This is a genomic window from Paenibacillus amylolyticus, assembly GCF_050990605.1.
Lineage (GTDB): Bacteria > Bacillota > Bacilli > Paenibacillales > Paenibacillaceae > Paenibacillus > Paenibacillus amylolyticus_H.
Genome location: NZ_CP158832.1, coordinates 3,674,929 through 3,689,380, shown reverse-complemented (window position 1 = coordinate 3,689,380; position 14,452 = coordinate 3,674,929). Strand labels below are relative to the sequence as shown.

The window sequence follows — 14,452 nt, the reverse complement described above, 5'->3', positions numbered from 1 at the left end:
TTTCAGAAAAGACGGGACCTGTGCTAGAATAGGGTTTCGGAACAATAATAAAAGTAATGTCTAATAGATAGGAGCAACCTCATCTTATGAGTTTATTGTCAGTAGAGAACGTGAGTCACAATTTTGGAGATCGCACGTTATTTAAAAATGTATCGTTTCGTTTACTTGCCGGAGAGCGCGTAGGACTTGTTGGTGCCAATGGTGTGGGTAAATCCACATTGATGAACATCCTTACCGGTAAATTGCTTAAAGATAGTGGGAAAGTGGAATGGACACCTAAGGTCCGTTATGGATATCTGGATCAGCACACGAAGCTTACACCAGGCAAAACGATTCGTGATGTACTTAAGGATGCTTTCCTTCCGTTGCTTGAATTGGAAAAAGAAATGATGAATATTACAGACCAGATGGCAAATGCGGATCCAGATAAGCTGGAGCAGTTGCTGGAAGAAATGGGGAATATTCAGGAACAACTGGAGCAGGGCGATTTTTATCTGATTGACGTCAAAGTCGAAGAGATGGCCAATGGTCTTGGTTTGTCCGCAATTGGTCTTGATCGAGATGTCGCAGCTCTAAGTGGTGGACAACGTACCAAGGTGCTTCTTGCCAAGCTTCTGCTCGAGAAACCTACAGCTCTACTACTGGATGAGCCGACCAACTATCTGGATGTAGAGCACATTGAATGGCTGTCACGTTACCTGAAGGACTACCCGCACGCGTTTCTATTAATCTCCCATGACACGGAATTCATGAATGAAGTGGTAAATGTCATTTATCATTTGGAATTTGCCAAATTAACGCGATATGCAGCGAACTATAATAAGTTCCTGGAGATGGCTGATATGAATAAAGCTCAGCATATTGATGCGTACGAGAAACAGCAAGAGTACATCAAGAAGCAGGAAGATTTCATTCAGCGTAATAAGGCACGTGCTTCAACTTCAGGTCGAGCGAAGAGCCGGGAGAAGCAGCTGGACAGAATTGAACGTATTGATCGTCCAGATGAAGCGGCTAAACCAACGTTCAAATTCAAGGATGCCCGCGCGAGCAGCAAAACGGTCTTTGAGGGTATTGATTTTGAAATTGGATACACGTATCCTTTGCTGCCTAAGATGACGATGACGATTGAACGTGGTGAAAAAATTGCCATCGTTGGTTGTAATGGTGTGGGTAAATCGACACTGCTGAAAACCATTCTGGGCAAAATATCTCCACTCAGTGGAAAGACCTTTTTGGGAGATTACCTCGAAACGGCCTATTTTGAGCAGGAAGTCCGTGCTGGAAATATCACGCCGATTGAGGATGTCTGGAATGAGTTTTCACATTTGACCCAGAATGAGGTTCGGGGTCATCTCGCTCGCTGCGGGTTGAAAAATGAGCACATTACCCGTCCGCTTAATATGCTGAGTGGTGGAGAGCAAGCCAAGGTTCGTTTATGCAAACTCTTGATGCGTGAAAGCAACTGGATTTTATTCGATGAGCCGACAAACCATCTCGATGTCACAGCCAAAGCGGAGTTGCAGCGTGCTTTGAAAGAATTCAAGGGAACGGTGTTACTGGTATCTCATGAACCTGATTTCTACGAGGGTTGGGTTACCAAAACATGGAATGTCGAAGAGTGGTCTGAGAAAAACTAGATGATTTACGACAATGTTTAACAGAAATGACGGTGACAAAAAAATCCGTCTATGGTAACATAAACTACAACTTCATATGAACACTAGGGGGGCCGCACGATGCGGCTGAGATGGAAGAATGCGATTCCGGACCCTTTGCACCTGATCTGGATCATACCAGCGTAGGGAAGTGGCAAGCGCGTTTCAGTGAATGACATGAGCAAACGGCAACTCGAGAGTCCTTTCAATCGTCTGCTTAGCGAATTGAAACATGCAGTTCCGCGTTTAATGGTATGGCTATAAGTTTTATAGCTTTATTAACACGAACGAATTGAACTGTATGCATCAGTCAGTCATCTGATCCTAGCATTAATACGCAGCCACTCCCCTACGGGAGTGGCTTTTTTGTATTTTTATAGAATTCACACCTGGAAGGAGAGGGATGATACGGCATTTTCTCATGAACATGTTCACGAATTATTTGAATTGCATGTTGTATCTACGGGTGCAGGGGATCAAGCATCTTTTGTAAAAGCTGCAAAGGACGTTTGGCCATGGGTGGACTATATTCACATACGAGAAAAACAACTCACCTGGCAAGACAAGATCGGTTGGGCTGAAAGTCTGCGCAGCATTGGCGTTCCATCTTGCCGGATCGTCATCAATGGTTCAGAGTTGCCTTCACAGAATGACATCTATGGCGGTGTACATTGGGGGCAAGATGCGATACGAAACTATAACCCTGCTGTTATAAGCAATGTGCAACTCCTTCGTCTGGGTGTATCTGTTCATTCCATCGATGAGGCAAAAATCGCTGAAGAACGGGGAGCCGATTACCTTTTCTTCGGGCATGTCTACTCAACCAACAGTAAGCCTGATCTTGAACCAAGAGGATTATATGCTCTGGCTGAAGTGTGCTCTGGTGTCTCCATTCCTGTCATGGCGATTGGGGGCATCGAACCGGGAAACATTCACGCGATTCGCTCTGCAGGCGCACAGGGAGTTGCTGTGATCTCAAATGTATGGGCGAGCGATTCCCCGGATCGGGCGGCTGCATTATTAAGCCAGGCTATCGTTGCTACAGAAAGTCTGAGCCGCTGAATCAAGGAGATGAGAGGATGAAAAAGATCATTACTGATAAACCGGATAAGATTTATGCAGAAACGATTATTGTAGGTGGAGGCGTTGTTGGTTGTGCCATTGCGTATGAGCTGGCTTCCCGTGGACAGGATGTGCTGTTGCTGGAGCGTTCGGCGATTGCGGGAGGCACTTCTTGCGCGGCGGCTGGAATGCTGGCGGCAGATAGTGAGGATTTTGCTCATCCTTTGATGGCTAAGCTCGCCAAGCAGAGTAGACAGTTACTTATCGAGCAACAGGTGCTAATGGCTACACTCAGTGAGGTAGAGACTGGCCTGCAACGCCAGGGATTCCTAACTCCTTTTCGTTCATACAGTGAATTAAGTAGTTATAAGGACAATCGGAAGTCTGCGTTGTCTGCTTCTGCTGATGAGGTGTGGTGGGATCGTTCCGTTGTGCAACAGGAGGCATCATGGCTTAACAGAGATACGTATGGAGCCTACTACAGACCTTATGAGAGTGAGATTCTTCCAGTCCATCTAACGAAGGCATACGTCGAATCCGCTCAAGCATTGGGAGCACGGGTTATGGAGGACATACAGGATATACGTGTGCAAGCAAACGAACACGGCGTGCAGGGGATCACCACATCGATCGGCGAATTGAAATGCAAACATGTCATTATAGCGGCTGGACTACAGAGTGAAGAATTGATGAGATATGTGAATCTGAGCTTGCCTGTGTGGTCGGTAAAAGGAGAAATAGCTGCCGTTCGGTTCTCAGATGAACATGCAGGGTACAGACCTGACAGAACGGTGTATGCAGAGGATATCTATATTGTTCCCAAAGCCAATGGCGAAGTTTGGCTCGGGGCAACCAGTCTGCCAGGCAGAACGGATTTGAACGTTTCTGTACAGGCTGTTCGGAAGCTGCTAACAGCGGCTACTCACTGGGTGCCTGGGATGAAAGAAGCGCAATTTATACGAGCGTGGGCAGGCGTAAGACCGGCAACTCCAGATGGACTGCCTTATATAGGTACATGCAAGAGTATACCCGGGTTGTTCGCCGCCTTTGGGCATTACCGCAATGGTATCTTGCTTAGTGCCATAACAGGCAGGCTTATCGCTGAGTTGCTCGCTGGCAAAAGCTCAGAAGAACTCGGAATTGAGGCACTGAGCCCTGAGAGATTGAATAGAAAGGGAGTGGTGCAGTGAATATCATCGTTAATGGTCAACGGATGGAGATCGAAGACAGATTGAATCGTGTGGATAAATTGCTCCAATCTTTTGACCTGCAAGTCAAGACTGTCGTTGTTGAGCTGAACAGGCATATCTTAACGCGTGAGCACCATGAGTCAACGGCATTAAGAGAAGGCGATCGAATTGAGATTGTACATTTTGTAGGAGGCGGTTGATGATGTTGAACATTGGTAAATATGCGTTTGAGTCCAGATTGTTGCTCGGAACAGGCAAGTTTTCGGATCTGGAAGTGCAAAATCAGGCTGTGGAAGCATCTGAAACGGAAGTTTTAACCTTTGCTGTTCGTCGTCTGAATCTGGAGGAACGTAATCAGAAGCATTTCCTGGATACGTTGGATCTGGACAAATACACGCTTCTTCCGAATACGGCAGGGGCTTCCACTGCGGAAGAAGCGGTGCGGATTGCCGAGCTTGCGCGGGCTTCAGGACTTTGTGATATGATAAAAGTCGAAGTCATCGGAGATGGAATGACGTTACTCCCAGATCCGATTGAAACGTACAAGGCTTGCGAAACTTTGCTTGAAAAGGGCTTTACGGTATTGCCTTATATTTCGGATGATGTCATTCTGGCCAAAAGGCTACAATTGCTTGGCGTACATGCTGTAATGCCTGGCGCTTCTCCCATCGGAGCTGGCAGAGGCATCATCAATCCCTATAACCTTGAGATTATCATTGAGCAGGCCGTTGTGCCTGTAATTGTGGATGCAGGATTGCGCTCCCCAAAAGATGCTGCTTATGCGATGGAACTTGGTGCTGATGGCGTATTGTTAAATACAGCGGTATCCGGATCAGGGGATCCAGTGAGCATGGCTAAAGCGATGCGATTGGGGGTAGAGGCAGGTAGATTGGCATATGAGGCAGGCATGATTCCCGTAAAGCGTTATGCAGCAGCCAGTAGTCCGGTGGAAGGAATGGTTCATACATGACAGATCAATTAACATCCTCAGAACAGGCCGATCGTTATTCCAGACAGGAACGTTACGCGCCACTTGGCAAGGAAGGCCAGGCCAGATTAAAGGGCAGCAGGGTTTTAATTGTAGGCGCTGGTGCACTCGGAACAGGAATTGCAGAAACGTTAGTACGTTCAGGAGTTGGACACATAACGATTGTGGATCGTGATTATGTGGAGTGGAGCAACCTGCAGCGACAGCAATTATATGTAGAGCAGGACGCGATAGAGCGGATGCCGAAGGCGATGGCAGCGGAAAAACGTTTATCTGCCATTAATTCCACGGTTCATGTGGAAGGGAAAGTGTTGGACGTCAGAGTAGATGAGTTGGAAGAACTCGTTCAGCATACAGACTTGATCATGGATGCAACGGATAATTTTGATACCCGACTACTCATTAATGATATGGCACAGAAGCACTGTATTCCTTGGATTTATGGTGGATGCGTGGGTAGTTACGGCATCACCTATACGTTTATGCCCGGAGATACGCCATGTTTAAATTGTTTGCTTGGTGAAGTCCCTCTGGGTGGAGATACCTGTGATACGTCTGGCATCATACCTCAAGCGGTACAGATGGTGACGGCGAATCAGACAGCAGAAGCGATGAAGTTACTTAGCGGCAATGCACATGCATTGAGACGTAAGTTATTGTCATTTGACGTGTGGAGGAACGAATACATATCCATCAATGTGGATGGTGCGAAAAAGCAAGACTGTCCTTCCTGCGGTGCTTCGGCAACGTATCCATATCTTTCTGTGTCCAATCTGGAGAAAACCGATGTGTTGTGTGGCAGGGACACCGTTCAGATCCGACCTGCACGGCGAATGAATCTGGATCTTCAACATACAGCAGATCGCCTGAACAGGCTCCAAGAAGGAAGAGTGGAATCCAATCCGTTTCTGGTTTCTTTTACAACAGGAGTCCATAGAATGGTTATTTTCCAAGATGGACGTGTCCTCGTACACGGAACAAAAGACACAGCTGAAGCGCGTACACTCGTTCATCGCTATTTTGGTTAAAGCAAGAAAGAAGCAGAGTCTGTTCCCTTGAGGGAATGGACTTTTTCATTTTACGGCATGCTATCTGTACCAACCATTGCTGCGAGCAGTGGGGATAGAGACAGGCCGGGTGAAAAAGAGTGAAAACAGCCATTTTGCTGATTGGAGCAGGAGAGCAGGTCAGCCTTATTCAGGATGTTTTATGTAGCGAAGGGTATGAGGTGCAACGAATGGAGTGGTCCGAACTAAACCAATCCGTCGAGCCTTCGTTGCTGCATATTAACCTGATCATCCTGGTAGACCGGGAAGAGGGGAAGAAGAATTGTGGCCAGGATCAGAAATTAGAGTTAAAACGATGGATTGATAAAGGTAAAGTTATACCTCTACTGGTTATTACTTCAAATGTATCTCCTCAGTTCATCGTGGAATGGCTGGATTACGGAGCTAATGACGTGATGGAGGAACCTATCCACATGACCGTGATGCTTGCCAGAATACGGAATTTATTGCGTGTTTTTGCGAATGCAACACCAGAGGGTGAGGAAGTAATTGCAGTTCATGATCTTAAAGTGAATTTGCGTTCAAGACGGGTGAATCGTGCGGGTGAATACCTGACATTAACGCCAAAAGAGTATGAATTGCTGGAATTCCTGGCCCTACATGTGAATGAAGCATGTACCCGAAGTGATATTTTGCGGGAAGTATGGGGATATGAGTATGCCATGGATACCAACGTTGTTGATGTTTATATCAAACATCTGAGGGTTAAGGTGGATAAGGGAAGAAGTGTGAAACTGATTCATACGGTGCGTGGGATCGGTTATATGCTGCATGATAAAAATTAGATTACGAAGTTAGTTCCATGAATCACCAGTTTAGAGTGTGGCAAAAAGAGGGTAAAAATAAAAGACCGGATAATAACCTCCGGTCCTTACTGATTAGCTATGATGTGAATCTACAGTACACGACGAGCTTTAACATACGTTCTCTTCCAAGTACCAGAGTCAAGATCAGATAGGGTTACGCCTGGAGATCCGTACGTATGCAGAATCTTACCATTTCCGGCATAAACGCCTACGTGAGTGACATTGGAACCGGTAGAACGGCTACCACTGGAGAAGAATACCAGATCTCCGACTCGCAGATTAGCTTTAGACACAGCTTTACCTTCTTTGGATTGTTTCACGGAAGTGCGCGGCAAATCTACACCATACTTTTTGAAAATATATTTCATAAAAGAAGAGCAGTCAAAAACTTTGGTTGTTGATGTTGAAGCACCAAATTTATATGGAGTTCCAGTAAATTGTTTACCATAGTTAACAATCTGTTGACCTGTGGATACAGAAGCAGTTGCTGCCTGTGCAACAGGGGCGTTAGTCATTAATACAGCTCCAAAACCTAGTGTAGCGCACAACCCGACGGTTACGGCCTTTTGGACAAAGATGTTTGTTTTCATGTTAGTTAGTACCTCCAAAATTCGTTTTCGTTAAGTTGCTAGAGCGAGTATAACAGCTTTGTAACAGCCTAGAAATTGGATAGGGAAGTGTAATCCCTTGCGCCACAGTGGTTTGGGTATGTTTATTAAAATATGATTAAAAATGTCAAAAAATTAATCATTGACGGATGATAAACCAAAATGAAATAGAAAAGACCCTTGATATTCAAGGGTCTTTATGATGTGTGAACCTATTTTCTTATCGAAATCACTAGTTACAAAAACGTAATAAATAACTATGAACATACGAATAGATTCAATCTTTGCTCTGAATAATGAGTAATAAGCCGCTATCGATAGTGACTGTACCGGAGGAGCCCAAGAGCTGGTTGCTTACACCCAAGGATTGTCCCATGCGAATGGTGGCTTGATCTAGCGGATACATAAAACCATCTAGAGTTATTCCTGTAACTTCATGAGTCAAGGGGAGCAGAGAAACATATTTATAGTCGCGGTGCTCAACTACAGCTTTGGATGTGGTTAGTGTCATGTAATTGTGCTTGTCCTGAATGGCACAGGAGATATGATGCTGCATCGCGCGAACCATGATATGTACATTGGCGAGTGTGTGATCCATACGTGTACCTGTAGCACCTAACATTAAGATGTGAGATGGTTCGTAATCTAGCGCTGTCTCAAAAGCCATTTCTGTATCAGTAAGATCCTTATGAACAGGATCACATGTAATGAACCGAATACTATTGTTGCTTACGATGATACGTTCATCTTCGGTAATGGAGTCGAAGTCTCCAACTGCAATGTGAGGCTGAATGTCGTGTTCAATTAAAAATAACGCACCGCGATCGGCCGCGATGATCATATCATCTTCTCGTATTTCCTGAAGTAATTCTACAGATAAGTTTCCGCCTGTAAAAATAACTATCCGTTTCACCGTCATTTTATTTCATCCTTCCTAATTCAGAGAAAAATAGGTCATTGTTCAAATATAATGTTGGAACCTGTACAAATATATTCACCAAACCAGTATAATCCACAAAATGTGGTTGCACAATTTCGGTGCTCGCGGATACAATGGGTAGAGCGACATGGAGATGACTTGAAAAGTGAGGTTTGAACAGGTTGGACTTACACATTTTTGAAGTATTCAGTATTATAGGCACTATAGCATTTGCGATGTCCGGTGCCTTTGTGGCAATGGAAGAGGAGTATGACATTTTGGGTGTATTGGTACTTGGACTTGTCACGGCATTCGGAGGCGGGATTATCCGGAATGTACTTATAGGTATACCTGTAACGACACTGTGGAGTCAGGGATCACTTATTATGTTAGCCTTAGTATCTGTAGCGATTGCGTTTATATTGCCTCTCAAGTGGATTAGTCACTGGAAGCGAACAGAGGCGTTGTTTGATGCAATCGGACTCGCAGCATTTGCAATTCAAGGGGCGCTGTACGCGGCGAACATAGGACATCCCATTAGCGCAGTTATCGTTGCAGCAGTAATGACCGGTATTGGTGGAGGCGTTATTCGAGATGTGCTTGCTGGACGTAAACCGCTTGTATTGCGTGACGAAATTTATGCTGTATGGGCAATGACAGCCGGTTTTGTTATAGGTATGGGCTGGTTAACAACGAATGCCGAATTATTGCTTTGTTTCGCGGCCGTTGTCTTCTTCCGGATGTGTTCTGTACATTATAAATGGAAACTGCCACGTCGTTCGCTGGTACCATCTGAGACGGGGAACGTTAGTCCTCAACCGGAGAGCATTGTGACACAGCCAACATCGTCGGTACTTCAAGGTACGCTAAGCAAGGGGGATTAATATGATTAACGTTTTGTTTGTATGTCTGGGCAATATATGCAGATCACCAATGGCAGAAGCCGTTCTGCGTCACAAAGTCCTGGAGAAGGGGCTTGAACACCAGATTCGTGTGGACTCTGCGGGTACTGGGGACTGGCATGTTGGTAAACCTCCGCATGAAGGGACTCGAAAATTGCTGGATTCGTACCAGATTTCTTACGCCAACATGGCAGCGAGACAATTCGCCAGCGAAGACTTTACTCAATTTCATTACATTGTGTGTATGGACAATTCGAATGCAGATAATGTGCGCAACGTTCCAGGCGGAGCTGAGGCAGACATCATCAAGTTCATGGACATGCTTCCCGAGGAAAAACTCAGAGAAGTACCTGACCCATATTACACGGGCAATTTTGAAGAGGTGTACAAGCTGGTTAACGCAGGCTGCGATGTTCTGCTGAGAAAGATTGAAGAGGAACATTCCTTAGCCTAGTAAATAAATATGATCTGATATGTAACTTGTAATCGGACAAAGAAGCAGGAGTAGGTACTCAAGCAAGCAGGATATCCTGCTTCTTTTTCAGGTTGCAATTGTAAGCGGTATCATTGAGATGAAAAACAATAGCGGCATTTCAGCCGCCTGTTAATGTGGTCCTTTTATCTTTCTTGGAGAAAATAAAGTAATGCTTCGGGCAATTCCTTCTGCCAAAAACCCCATTGGTGTTTTCCGTCTTTCTCCTGGTAGGAGACGAGGGCACCACGTTTTTCCAGCAATTCTCGAGTATCCCGGTTTAATTGAACAAAATCATACGTACCCGTGTCTGCCTCGAAATCAGTCTCCTGCAAACCAACGATCATCCAGATCGAGAGCCAAGACAGATCTTCAGCTGCGGCATAGATTTCCTGTGAAGCAGAGTAGAAGGCGCCAGACATGCTGATCACACGTGTGAACAGATTCGGATATAACAGAGCAAGATGAAGCGAAACACTGCCACCGAGTGAGTCTCCAGCAAGAATGCGTTCCTGCGGAGAACGACGCACAGGATATTTCTCTTCTATATAGGGAATAATCTCTTCAGCGAAGCAAGCGGTATATGCCTTGAACCGATCTCCAAATGGGGCATATTCCTGCGTTCTCACAGGCACATCGACCTGAACCCCTACAATAATGAAAGGTTCGGCTCCTTCGTCCAAAATAATTTGGTTAGCTGTTGTGGCAATTCGTCCGAAATTAAAAAATTCTTCGCCATCCTGACAATATACGACAGGGTAGCTAAGCAATTCGTTATAGCCCGGAGGAAGGTAAATACGGAGCGTTCGCTTCTCTCCAAGATAGCGACTTTCAATCTCTTTCTTCACAATCGTGCGTTTCAAATAGCGGGAATCTGTCATAAAACGTCACCTTTCTCGGTTAATTTTTTGCATTCGACCGCGCAATACGGTAAGATTACCCTTGTGCGGGGTTAGGTCAAACACGCAATCATGTATTATGCTGTTATACCAATATTAATCCCCTGTTATACATACAATCCGGCAGGAAACATAAAAAAATTACGGATTTCTTTGACGTATGGAGTGAAACAGGTGTATAATAATATTATAACAGCGGAACTTGATATTCAAATTTTTTGTTGAGGTGAAGAAAAAAATGAGCAAGGTTCCTTATGAAGTGTATACAGAGGATGTAGAAGCTCTGTCCGTGCTGTCTCCTGACGGCGAAATTGTTAACAAAGACATGATGCCTACACTTTCCGATGATCAATTAAAAGAAATTATGTACCGCATGGTATTTACCCGTACTTGGGATGACCGTGCAGTAAACCTGGGCCGTCAAGGTCGTCTTGGTTTCTATGCTCCAGTATCTGGTCAAGAAGCTACAATGGTTGGTAGTGAATTTGCAATTGAAAAAGAAGACTTTGTATGTCCTGGCTATCGTGACATTCCGCAACTCGTATGGCATGGACTTCCTCTTTATCAAGCATTCTTGTACTCCCGTGGACACCAACATGGTGGACAAATTCCAGATGGCGTTAATGTATTGATGCCACAAATCATCATTGGTGCACAAATTCTGCATGCAATGGGTATTGCTATGGGTTACAAACTGAAGAAACAAAAACAAGTTGTTATCACGTACACAGGTGATGGCGGTTCTTCTGAAGGTGACTTCTATGAAGGTCTGAACTACGCTGGTGTATACAAACTGCCTGTTATCTTCTTCGTACAAAACAATGGTTATGCCATCACAACTCCTTTTGCTAAACAAACAGCAGCTCTGTCCATCGCTCACAAAGCGGTAGCAGCAGGTATCAAAGGTGTTAAAGTTGACGGTATGGACATCTTCGCTGTTATCAAAGCTGTTCAGGAAGCTGCTGAGCGTGGACGTAACGGAGAAGGCGCAACATTGATCGAAGCAGTAACATACCGTTTCCGTCCTCACTCCCTTTCGGATGATGCTTCCAAGTATCGTACAAAAGAAGAAGAGGCAGAATGGTCTGCTAAAGATCCTATCGCACGTTTTGCTAAATATCTGGAGAAAAAAGGTCTTTGGACTGAAGAAGATACAGCACGTGTGAAAGAAGAAGCAAAAGCTAAAGTAAATGAAGAGATCAAAAAAGCGGAAAAAACCGAGAAAATGACGATTTCAGGCTTGATCGACAGCATGTTCGAACAAACGCCTAAGCACTTGGAAGAGCAAAAAGCTGATTTCCAATAAGTTTTTTCCGATAAAGCATAAACATCCGAGACTTTAGTGTCCCGGTATACATGTACGAATTCAAATGTGAACTGTCAATGTTTAAGGAGGAAATGAAGCAAATGGCACAAATGAACATGAAAGAAGCAATCCGTGATGCGCTTCGCGTGGAGTTGAAACGTGATCCTAACGTTCTGCTTTTCGGTGAAGACGTAGGTAATGTAGGCGGCGTTTTCCGTGTAACGGAAGGTCTGCAAAAAGAGTTTGGCGAAGAGCGTGTATTTGATACACCACTGGCTGAATCCGCTATTGGTGGTCTGGCTGTAGGTCTGGGTGTACAAGGCTTCCGTCCGGTTGCTGAGATCCAATTCGTTGGTTTTATCTTCGAAGCCCTTGACCAAATGGTAGTGCAAGCTGCTCGTATGCGTTTCCGCTCCGGTGGAAAATACAATTCTCCAATCGTATTCCGTACACCATTCGGTGGCGGTGTAAAAGCGGCAGAATTGCATACAGATTCCCTGGAAGGTCTGCTCACGCAAACACCAGGTATCAAAGTCGTTGTTCCTTCTAACCCTTACGATGCAAAAGGACTGATGATCGCTTCTATTCGCGATAACGATCCTGTATTCTTCATGGAGCACTTGAACCTGTACCATGCTTTCCGTGCAGAAGTGCCTGAAGAAGATTACGTTGTTGAACTGGGCAAAGCGAACGTTGTTCGTGAAGGTTCCGATGTAACAATCATTACTTACGGTATGATGGTTCATACTTCTGTGAAAGCAGCAGAGGAACTCGAAAAACAAGGAATCAAAGTTGAAGTTATCGACCTTCGTACGGTTAGTCCGATCGACATCGATACCATCGTTGCTTCTGTTAAGAAAACAAACCGTGCAATTGTTGTTCAGGAAGCTCAAAAGAGCGCAGGTGTTGCAGCTGAAGTCATTGCCCAAATCAATGAAAAAGCAATCCTGCACTTGGAAGCACCGGTTCTGCGTGTAGCTGGTCCGGATACTGTATATCCTTTTGCACAAATCGAAGACACATGGCTGCCTAACCCGGCACGTATCGTTGCTGCGGTTAATAAAGTCGTAAATTTCTAATTTAATCATCTGACATGCCGCAAGGCGCAGTATGGTGATTCACACCGCAGCGCAGGCTGCACTGTAAACAGCCATTAGCCCCTTGAGTAACAGTTATTTGCATTAGCAGTAACAGTTGGTTCTTGGAGTTAAGGGTTGTTTTCAGGATTGAGCACATAATCAAGGAGGTTTTTCAGTTGGCTAAATTTGAATATAAATTCCCTGAATTGGGCGAAGGCCTACACGAAGGCGAAATCATCAAGATGCACATCAAAGTCGGTGATAAAGTAACTGACGACGATATCATCATGGAAGTACAGAACGACAAAGCGGTAGTAGAAGTACCTTGTCCGGTTAACGGAACAGTTACAGAAGTATTCGCTAAAGACGGCCAAATCTGCCACGTTGGTGAAGTTGTAGCGATCATTGATGCTGAAGGTGAAATTCCTGAGCAAGACGACGCTCCTGCTGGCGATCAAGGCGAGCAAGAGAAAGATGCAGCTCAAGGCGGAGCTGATACAAGTGGTTCTTCTGCAGCAGCTTCCAGCTCGGATGCAGCTAAAGAAGGCGGCAACAACAGCGTTCCGGCAGTACCTGCCAAAGACGTTCTGGCAACACCAAGCGTGCGTAAATTTGCTCGTGAACAAGGTGTAGACATCGCTCAGGTTAACGGCACTGGCAATAACGGTAAAGTAACCAAAGAAGATGTTGAATCCTTCAAAAACGGTGGCGGTTCTTCCGCAGCGGCATCTTCCGAAGCTCCGGCTCAAGAAGAGAAAAAATCCGCAGCACCAGCAGCATCTGCAGCTGATCAATACCTTGAAGAAGAGCGCGTACCATTCAAAGGTATCCGTAAAGCGATCTCTAATGCAATGGTTAAATCGGCTTACACAGCACCTCACGTTACAATCATGGACGAAGTGGACGTAACTGAATTGGTTGCTTTCCGTACTCGCATGAAACCAATTGCAGAGAAAAAAGGAACAAAAGTTACTTATCTGCCATTCATCGTTAAAGCACTGGTTGCGGCTTCCCGCCAATTCCCGGCTCTGAACGCTATGATTGATGAAGAAGCTAACGAAATTGTTTACAAAAAATACTACAACATCGGTATCGCAACAGATACAGACAACGGCTTGATCGTTCCTGTTATCAAAGATGCTGATCGTAAATCCATCTGGATGATCGCTGATTCTATCCGTGATCTGGCAGCTCGTGGCCGTGACGGCAAATTGAGCGCGAATGAAATGAGAGGAAGCACAATCTCCATCAGTAACATCGGTTCTGCTGGCGGTATGTTCTTCACTCCAATCATCAACTTCCCTGAAGTTGCTATTCTCGGAACAGGACGCATCAGTGAAAAAGCAGTGATTAAAAACGGCGAAGTAGTTGCAGCACCTGTAATGGCTCTTTCCCTGAGCTTTGACCACCGTATCATCGATGGCGCAACAGCACAAAACTTTATGAATTACATTAAACAGCTGCTCGCTAACCCTGAGCTGCTTGTTATGGAGGTGTAA

15 protein-coding genes and 1 riboswitch are annotated in these 14,452 nt (G+C 45.1%); of the genes, 12 read left to right on the top strand and 3 right to left on the bottom strand.

Features of this window, described 5'->3' with window-relative positions; all coding sequences use genetic code 11:
* The first annotated feature begins 86 nt into the window (after positions 1-86).
* The 7 genes from ABTV53_RS16430 (at position 87) to ABTV53_RS16400 (ending at position 6,747) form a co-directional block, all read left to right on the top strand.
* On the top strand, positions 87-1,637 hold the full coding sequence (locus tag ABTV53_RS16430) for an ABC-F family ATP-binding cassette domain-containing protein (protein WP_433744271.1): 1,551 nt from the start codon (positions 87-89) through the stop codon (positions 1,635-1,637).
* 75 nt (positions 1,638-1,712) lie between these two features.
* A riboswitch (TPP riboswitch) is annotated at positions 1,713-1,822 on the top strand.
* 199 nt (positions 1,823-2,021) lie between these two features.
* Positions 2,022-2,717 carry a thiamine phosphate synthase gene (locus tag ABTV53_RS16425; RefSeq protein ID WP_433744268.1) on the top strand — a complete coding sequence of 232 codons (696 nt, stop codon included), beginning with the start codon at positions 2,022-2,024 and terminating at the stop codon, positions 2,715-2,717.
* A 17-nt stretch (positions 2,718-2,734) separates the two neighbouring features.
* Entirely contained in the window at positions 2,735-3,907 is a 1,173-nt protein-coding gene (thiO, locus tag ABTV53_RS16420; RefSeq protein ID WP_433744265.1) for a glycine oxidase ThiO, read from the top strand.
* Positions 3,904-4,107, top strand: a complete 204-nt coding sequence (gene thiS, locus ABTV53_RS16415; RefSeq protein ID WP_339297121.1) for a sulfur carrier protein ThiS — start codon at positions 3,904-3,906, stop codon at positions 4,105-4,107. Before thiO ends, thiS begins: the two co-directional genes overlap by 4 nt.
* 2 nt (positions 4,108-4,109) lie before the next feature.
* Positions 4,110-4,877 (top strand): thiazole synthase, encoded by a 768-nt coding sequence (locus ABTV53_RS16410; protein ID WP_433754245.1) that lies wholly within the window; start codon positions 4,110-4,112, stop codon positions 4,875-4,877.
* Complete coding sequence (locus ABTV53_RS16405) at positions 4,874-5,923, top strand: ThiF family adenylyltransferase (RefSeq protein WP_433744262.1); 1,050 nt, start codon at positions 4,874-4,876, stop codon at positions 5,921-5,923. Before ABTV53_RS16410 ends, ABTV53_RS16405 begins: the two co-directional genes overlap by 4 nt.
* 119 nt (positions 5,924-6,042) lie before the next feature.
* A complete protein-coding gene (locus ABTV53_RS16400) occupies positions 6,043-6,747 on the top strand; it encodes a winged helix-turn-helix domain-containing protein (protein ID WP_433744260.1) in 705 nt (234 codons plus the stop codon).
* Between the two features lie 110 nt (positions 6,748-6,857).
* Here ABTV53_RS16400 and ABTV53_RS16395 read toward each other — a convergent pair whose 3' ends face one another.
* The gene (locus ABTV53_RS16395; RefSeq protein WP_091029367.1) at positions 6,858-7,358 is read right to left on the bottom strand and encodes a C40 family peptidase; all 501 of its coding nucleotides are present in this window, start codon (positions 7,356-7,358) and stop codon (positions 6,858-6,860) included.
* 295 nt (positions 7,359-7,653) lie between these two features.
* On the bottom strand, positions 7,654-8,295 hold the full coding sequence (locus ABTV53_RS16390; RefSeq protein ID WP_433744257.1) for a thiamine diphosphokinase: 642 nt from the start codon (positions 8,293-8,295) through the stop codon (positions 7,654-7,656).
* Between the two features lie 182 nt (positions 8,296-8,477).
* Here ABTV53_RS16390 and ABTV53_RS16385 point away from each other — a divergent pair, with 182 nt between their 5' ends.
* Together ABTV53_RS16385 and ABTV53_RS16380 are read left to right on the top strand one after the other, a co-directional pair.
* Complete coding sequence (locus ABTV53_RS16385) at positions 8,478-9,179, top strand: trimeric intracellular cation channel family protein (protein ID WP_433744254.1); 702 nt, start codon at positions 8,478-8,480, stop codon at positions 9,177-9,179.
* Position 9,180: 1 nt separating this feature from the next.
* Positions 9,181-9,651, top strand: a complete 471-nt coding sequence (locus tag ABTV53_RS16380) for a low molecular weight protein-tyrosine-phosphatase (protein WP_433744251.1) — start codon at positions 9,181-9,183, stop codon at positions 9,649-9,651.
* Positions 9,652-9,815: 164 nt separating this feature from the next.
* Here ABTV53_RS16380 and ABTV53_RS16375 read toward each other — a convergent pair whose 3' ends face one another.
* Positions 9,816-10,550 carry an alpha/beta hydrolase gene (locus ABTV53_RS16375; protein ID WP_433744249.1) on the bottom strand — a complete coding sequence of 245 codons (735 nt, stop codon included), beginning with the start codon at positions 10,548-10,550 and terminating at the stop codon, positions 9,816-9,818.
* A gap of 256 nt (positions 10,551-10,806) precedes the next feature.
* Between ABTV53_RS16375 and pdhA the strand changes: the two genes are divergently transcribed.
* The 3 genes from pdhA (at position 10,807) to ABTV53_RS16360 (ending at position 14,452) form a co-directional block, all read left to right on the top strand.
* Positions 10,807-11,874: a pyruvate dehydrogenase (acetyl-transferring) E1 component subunit alpha gene (gene pdhA / locus ABTV53_RS16370; RefSeq protein WP_017688072.1), complete on the top strand. Its 1,068-nt coding sequence runs from the start codon at positions 10,807-10,809 to the stop codon at positions 11,872-11,874.
* Between the two features lie 101 nt (positions 11,875-11,975).
* A complete protein-coding gene (locus ABTV53_RS16365; protein ID WP_433744246.1) occupies positions 11,976-12,953 on the top strand; it encodes an alpha-ketoacid dehydrogenase subunit beta in 978 nt (325 codons plus the stop codon).
* Between the two features lie 176 nt (positions 12,954-13,129).
* On the top strand, positions 13,130-14,452 hold the full coding sequence (locus tag ABTV53_RS16360) for a dihydrolipoamide acetyltransferase family protein (protein ID WP_433744244.1): 1,323 nt from the start codon (positions 13,130-13,132) through the stop codon (positions 14,450-14,452).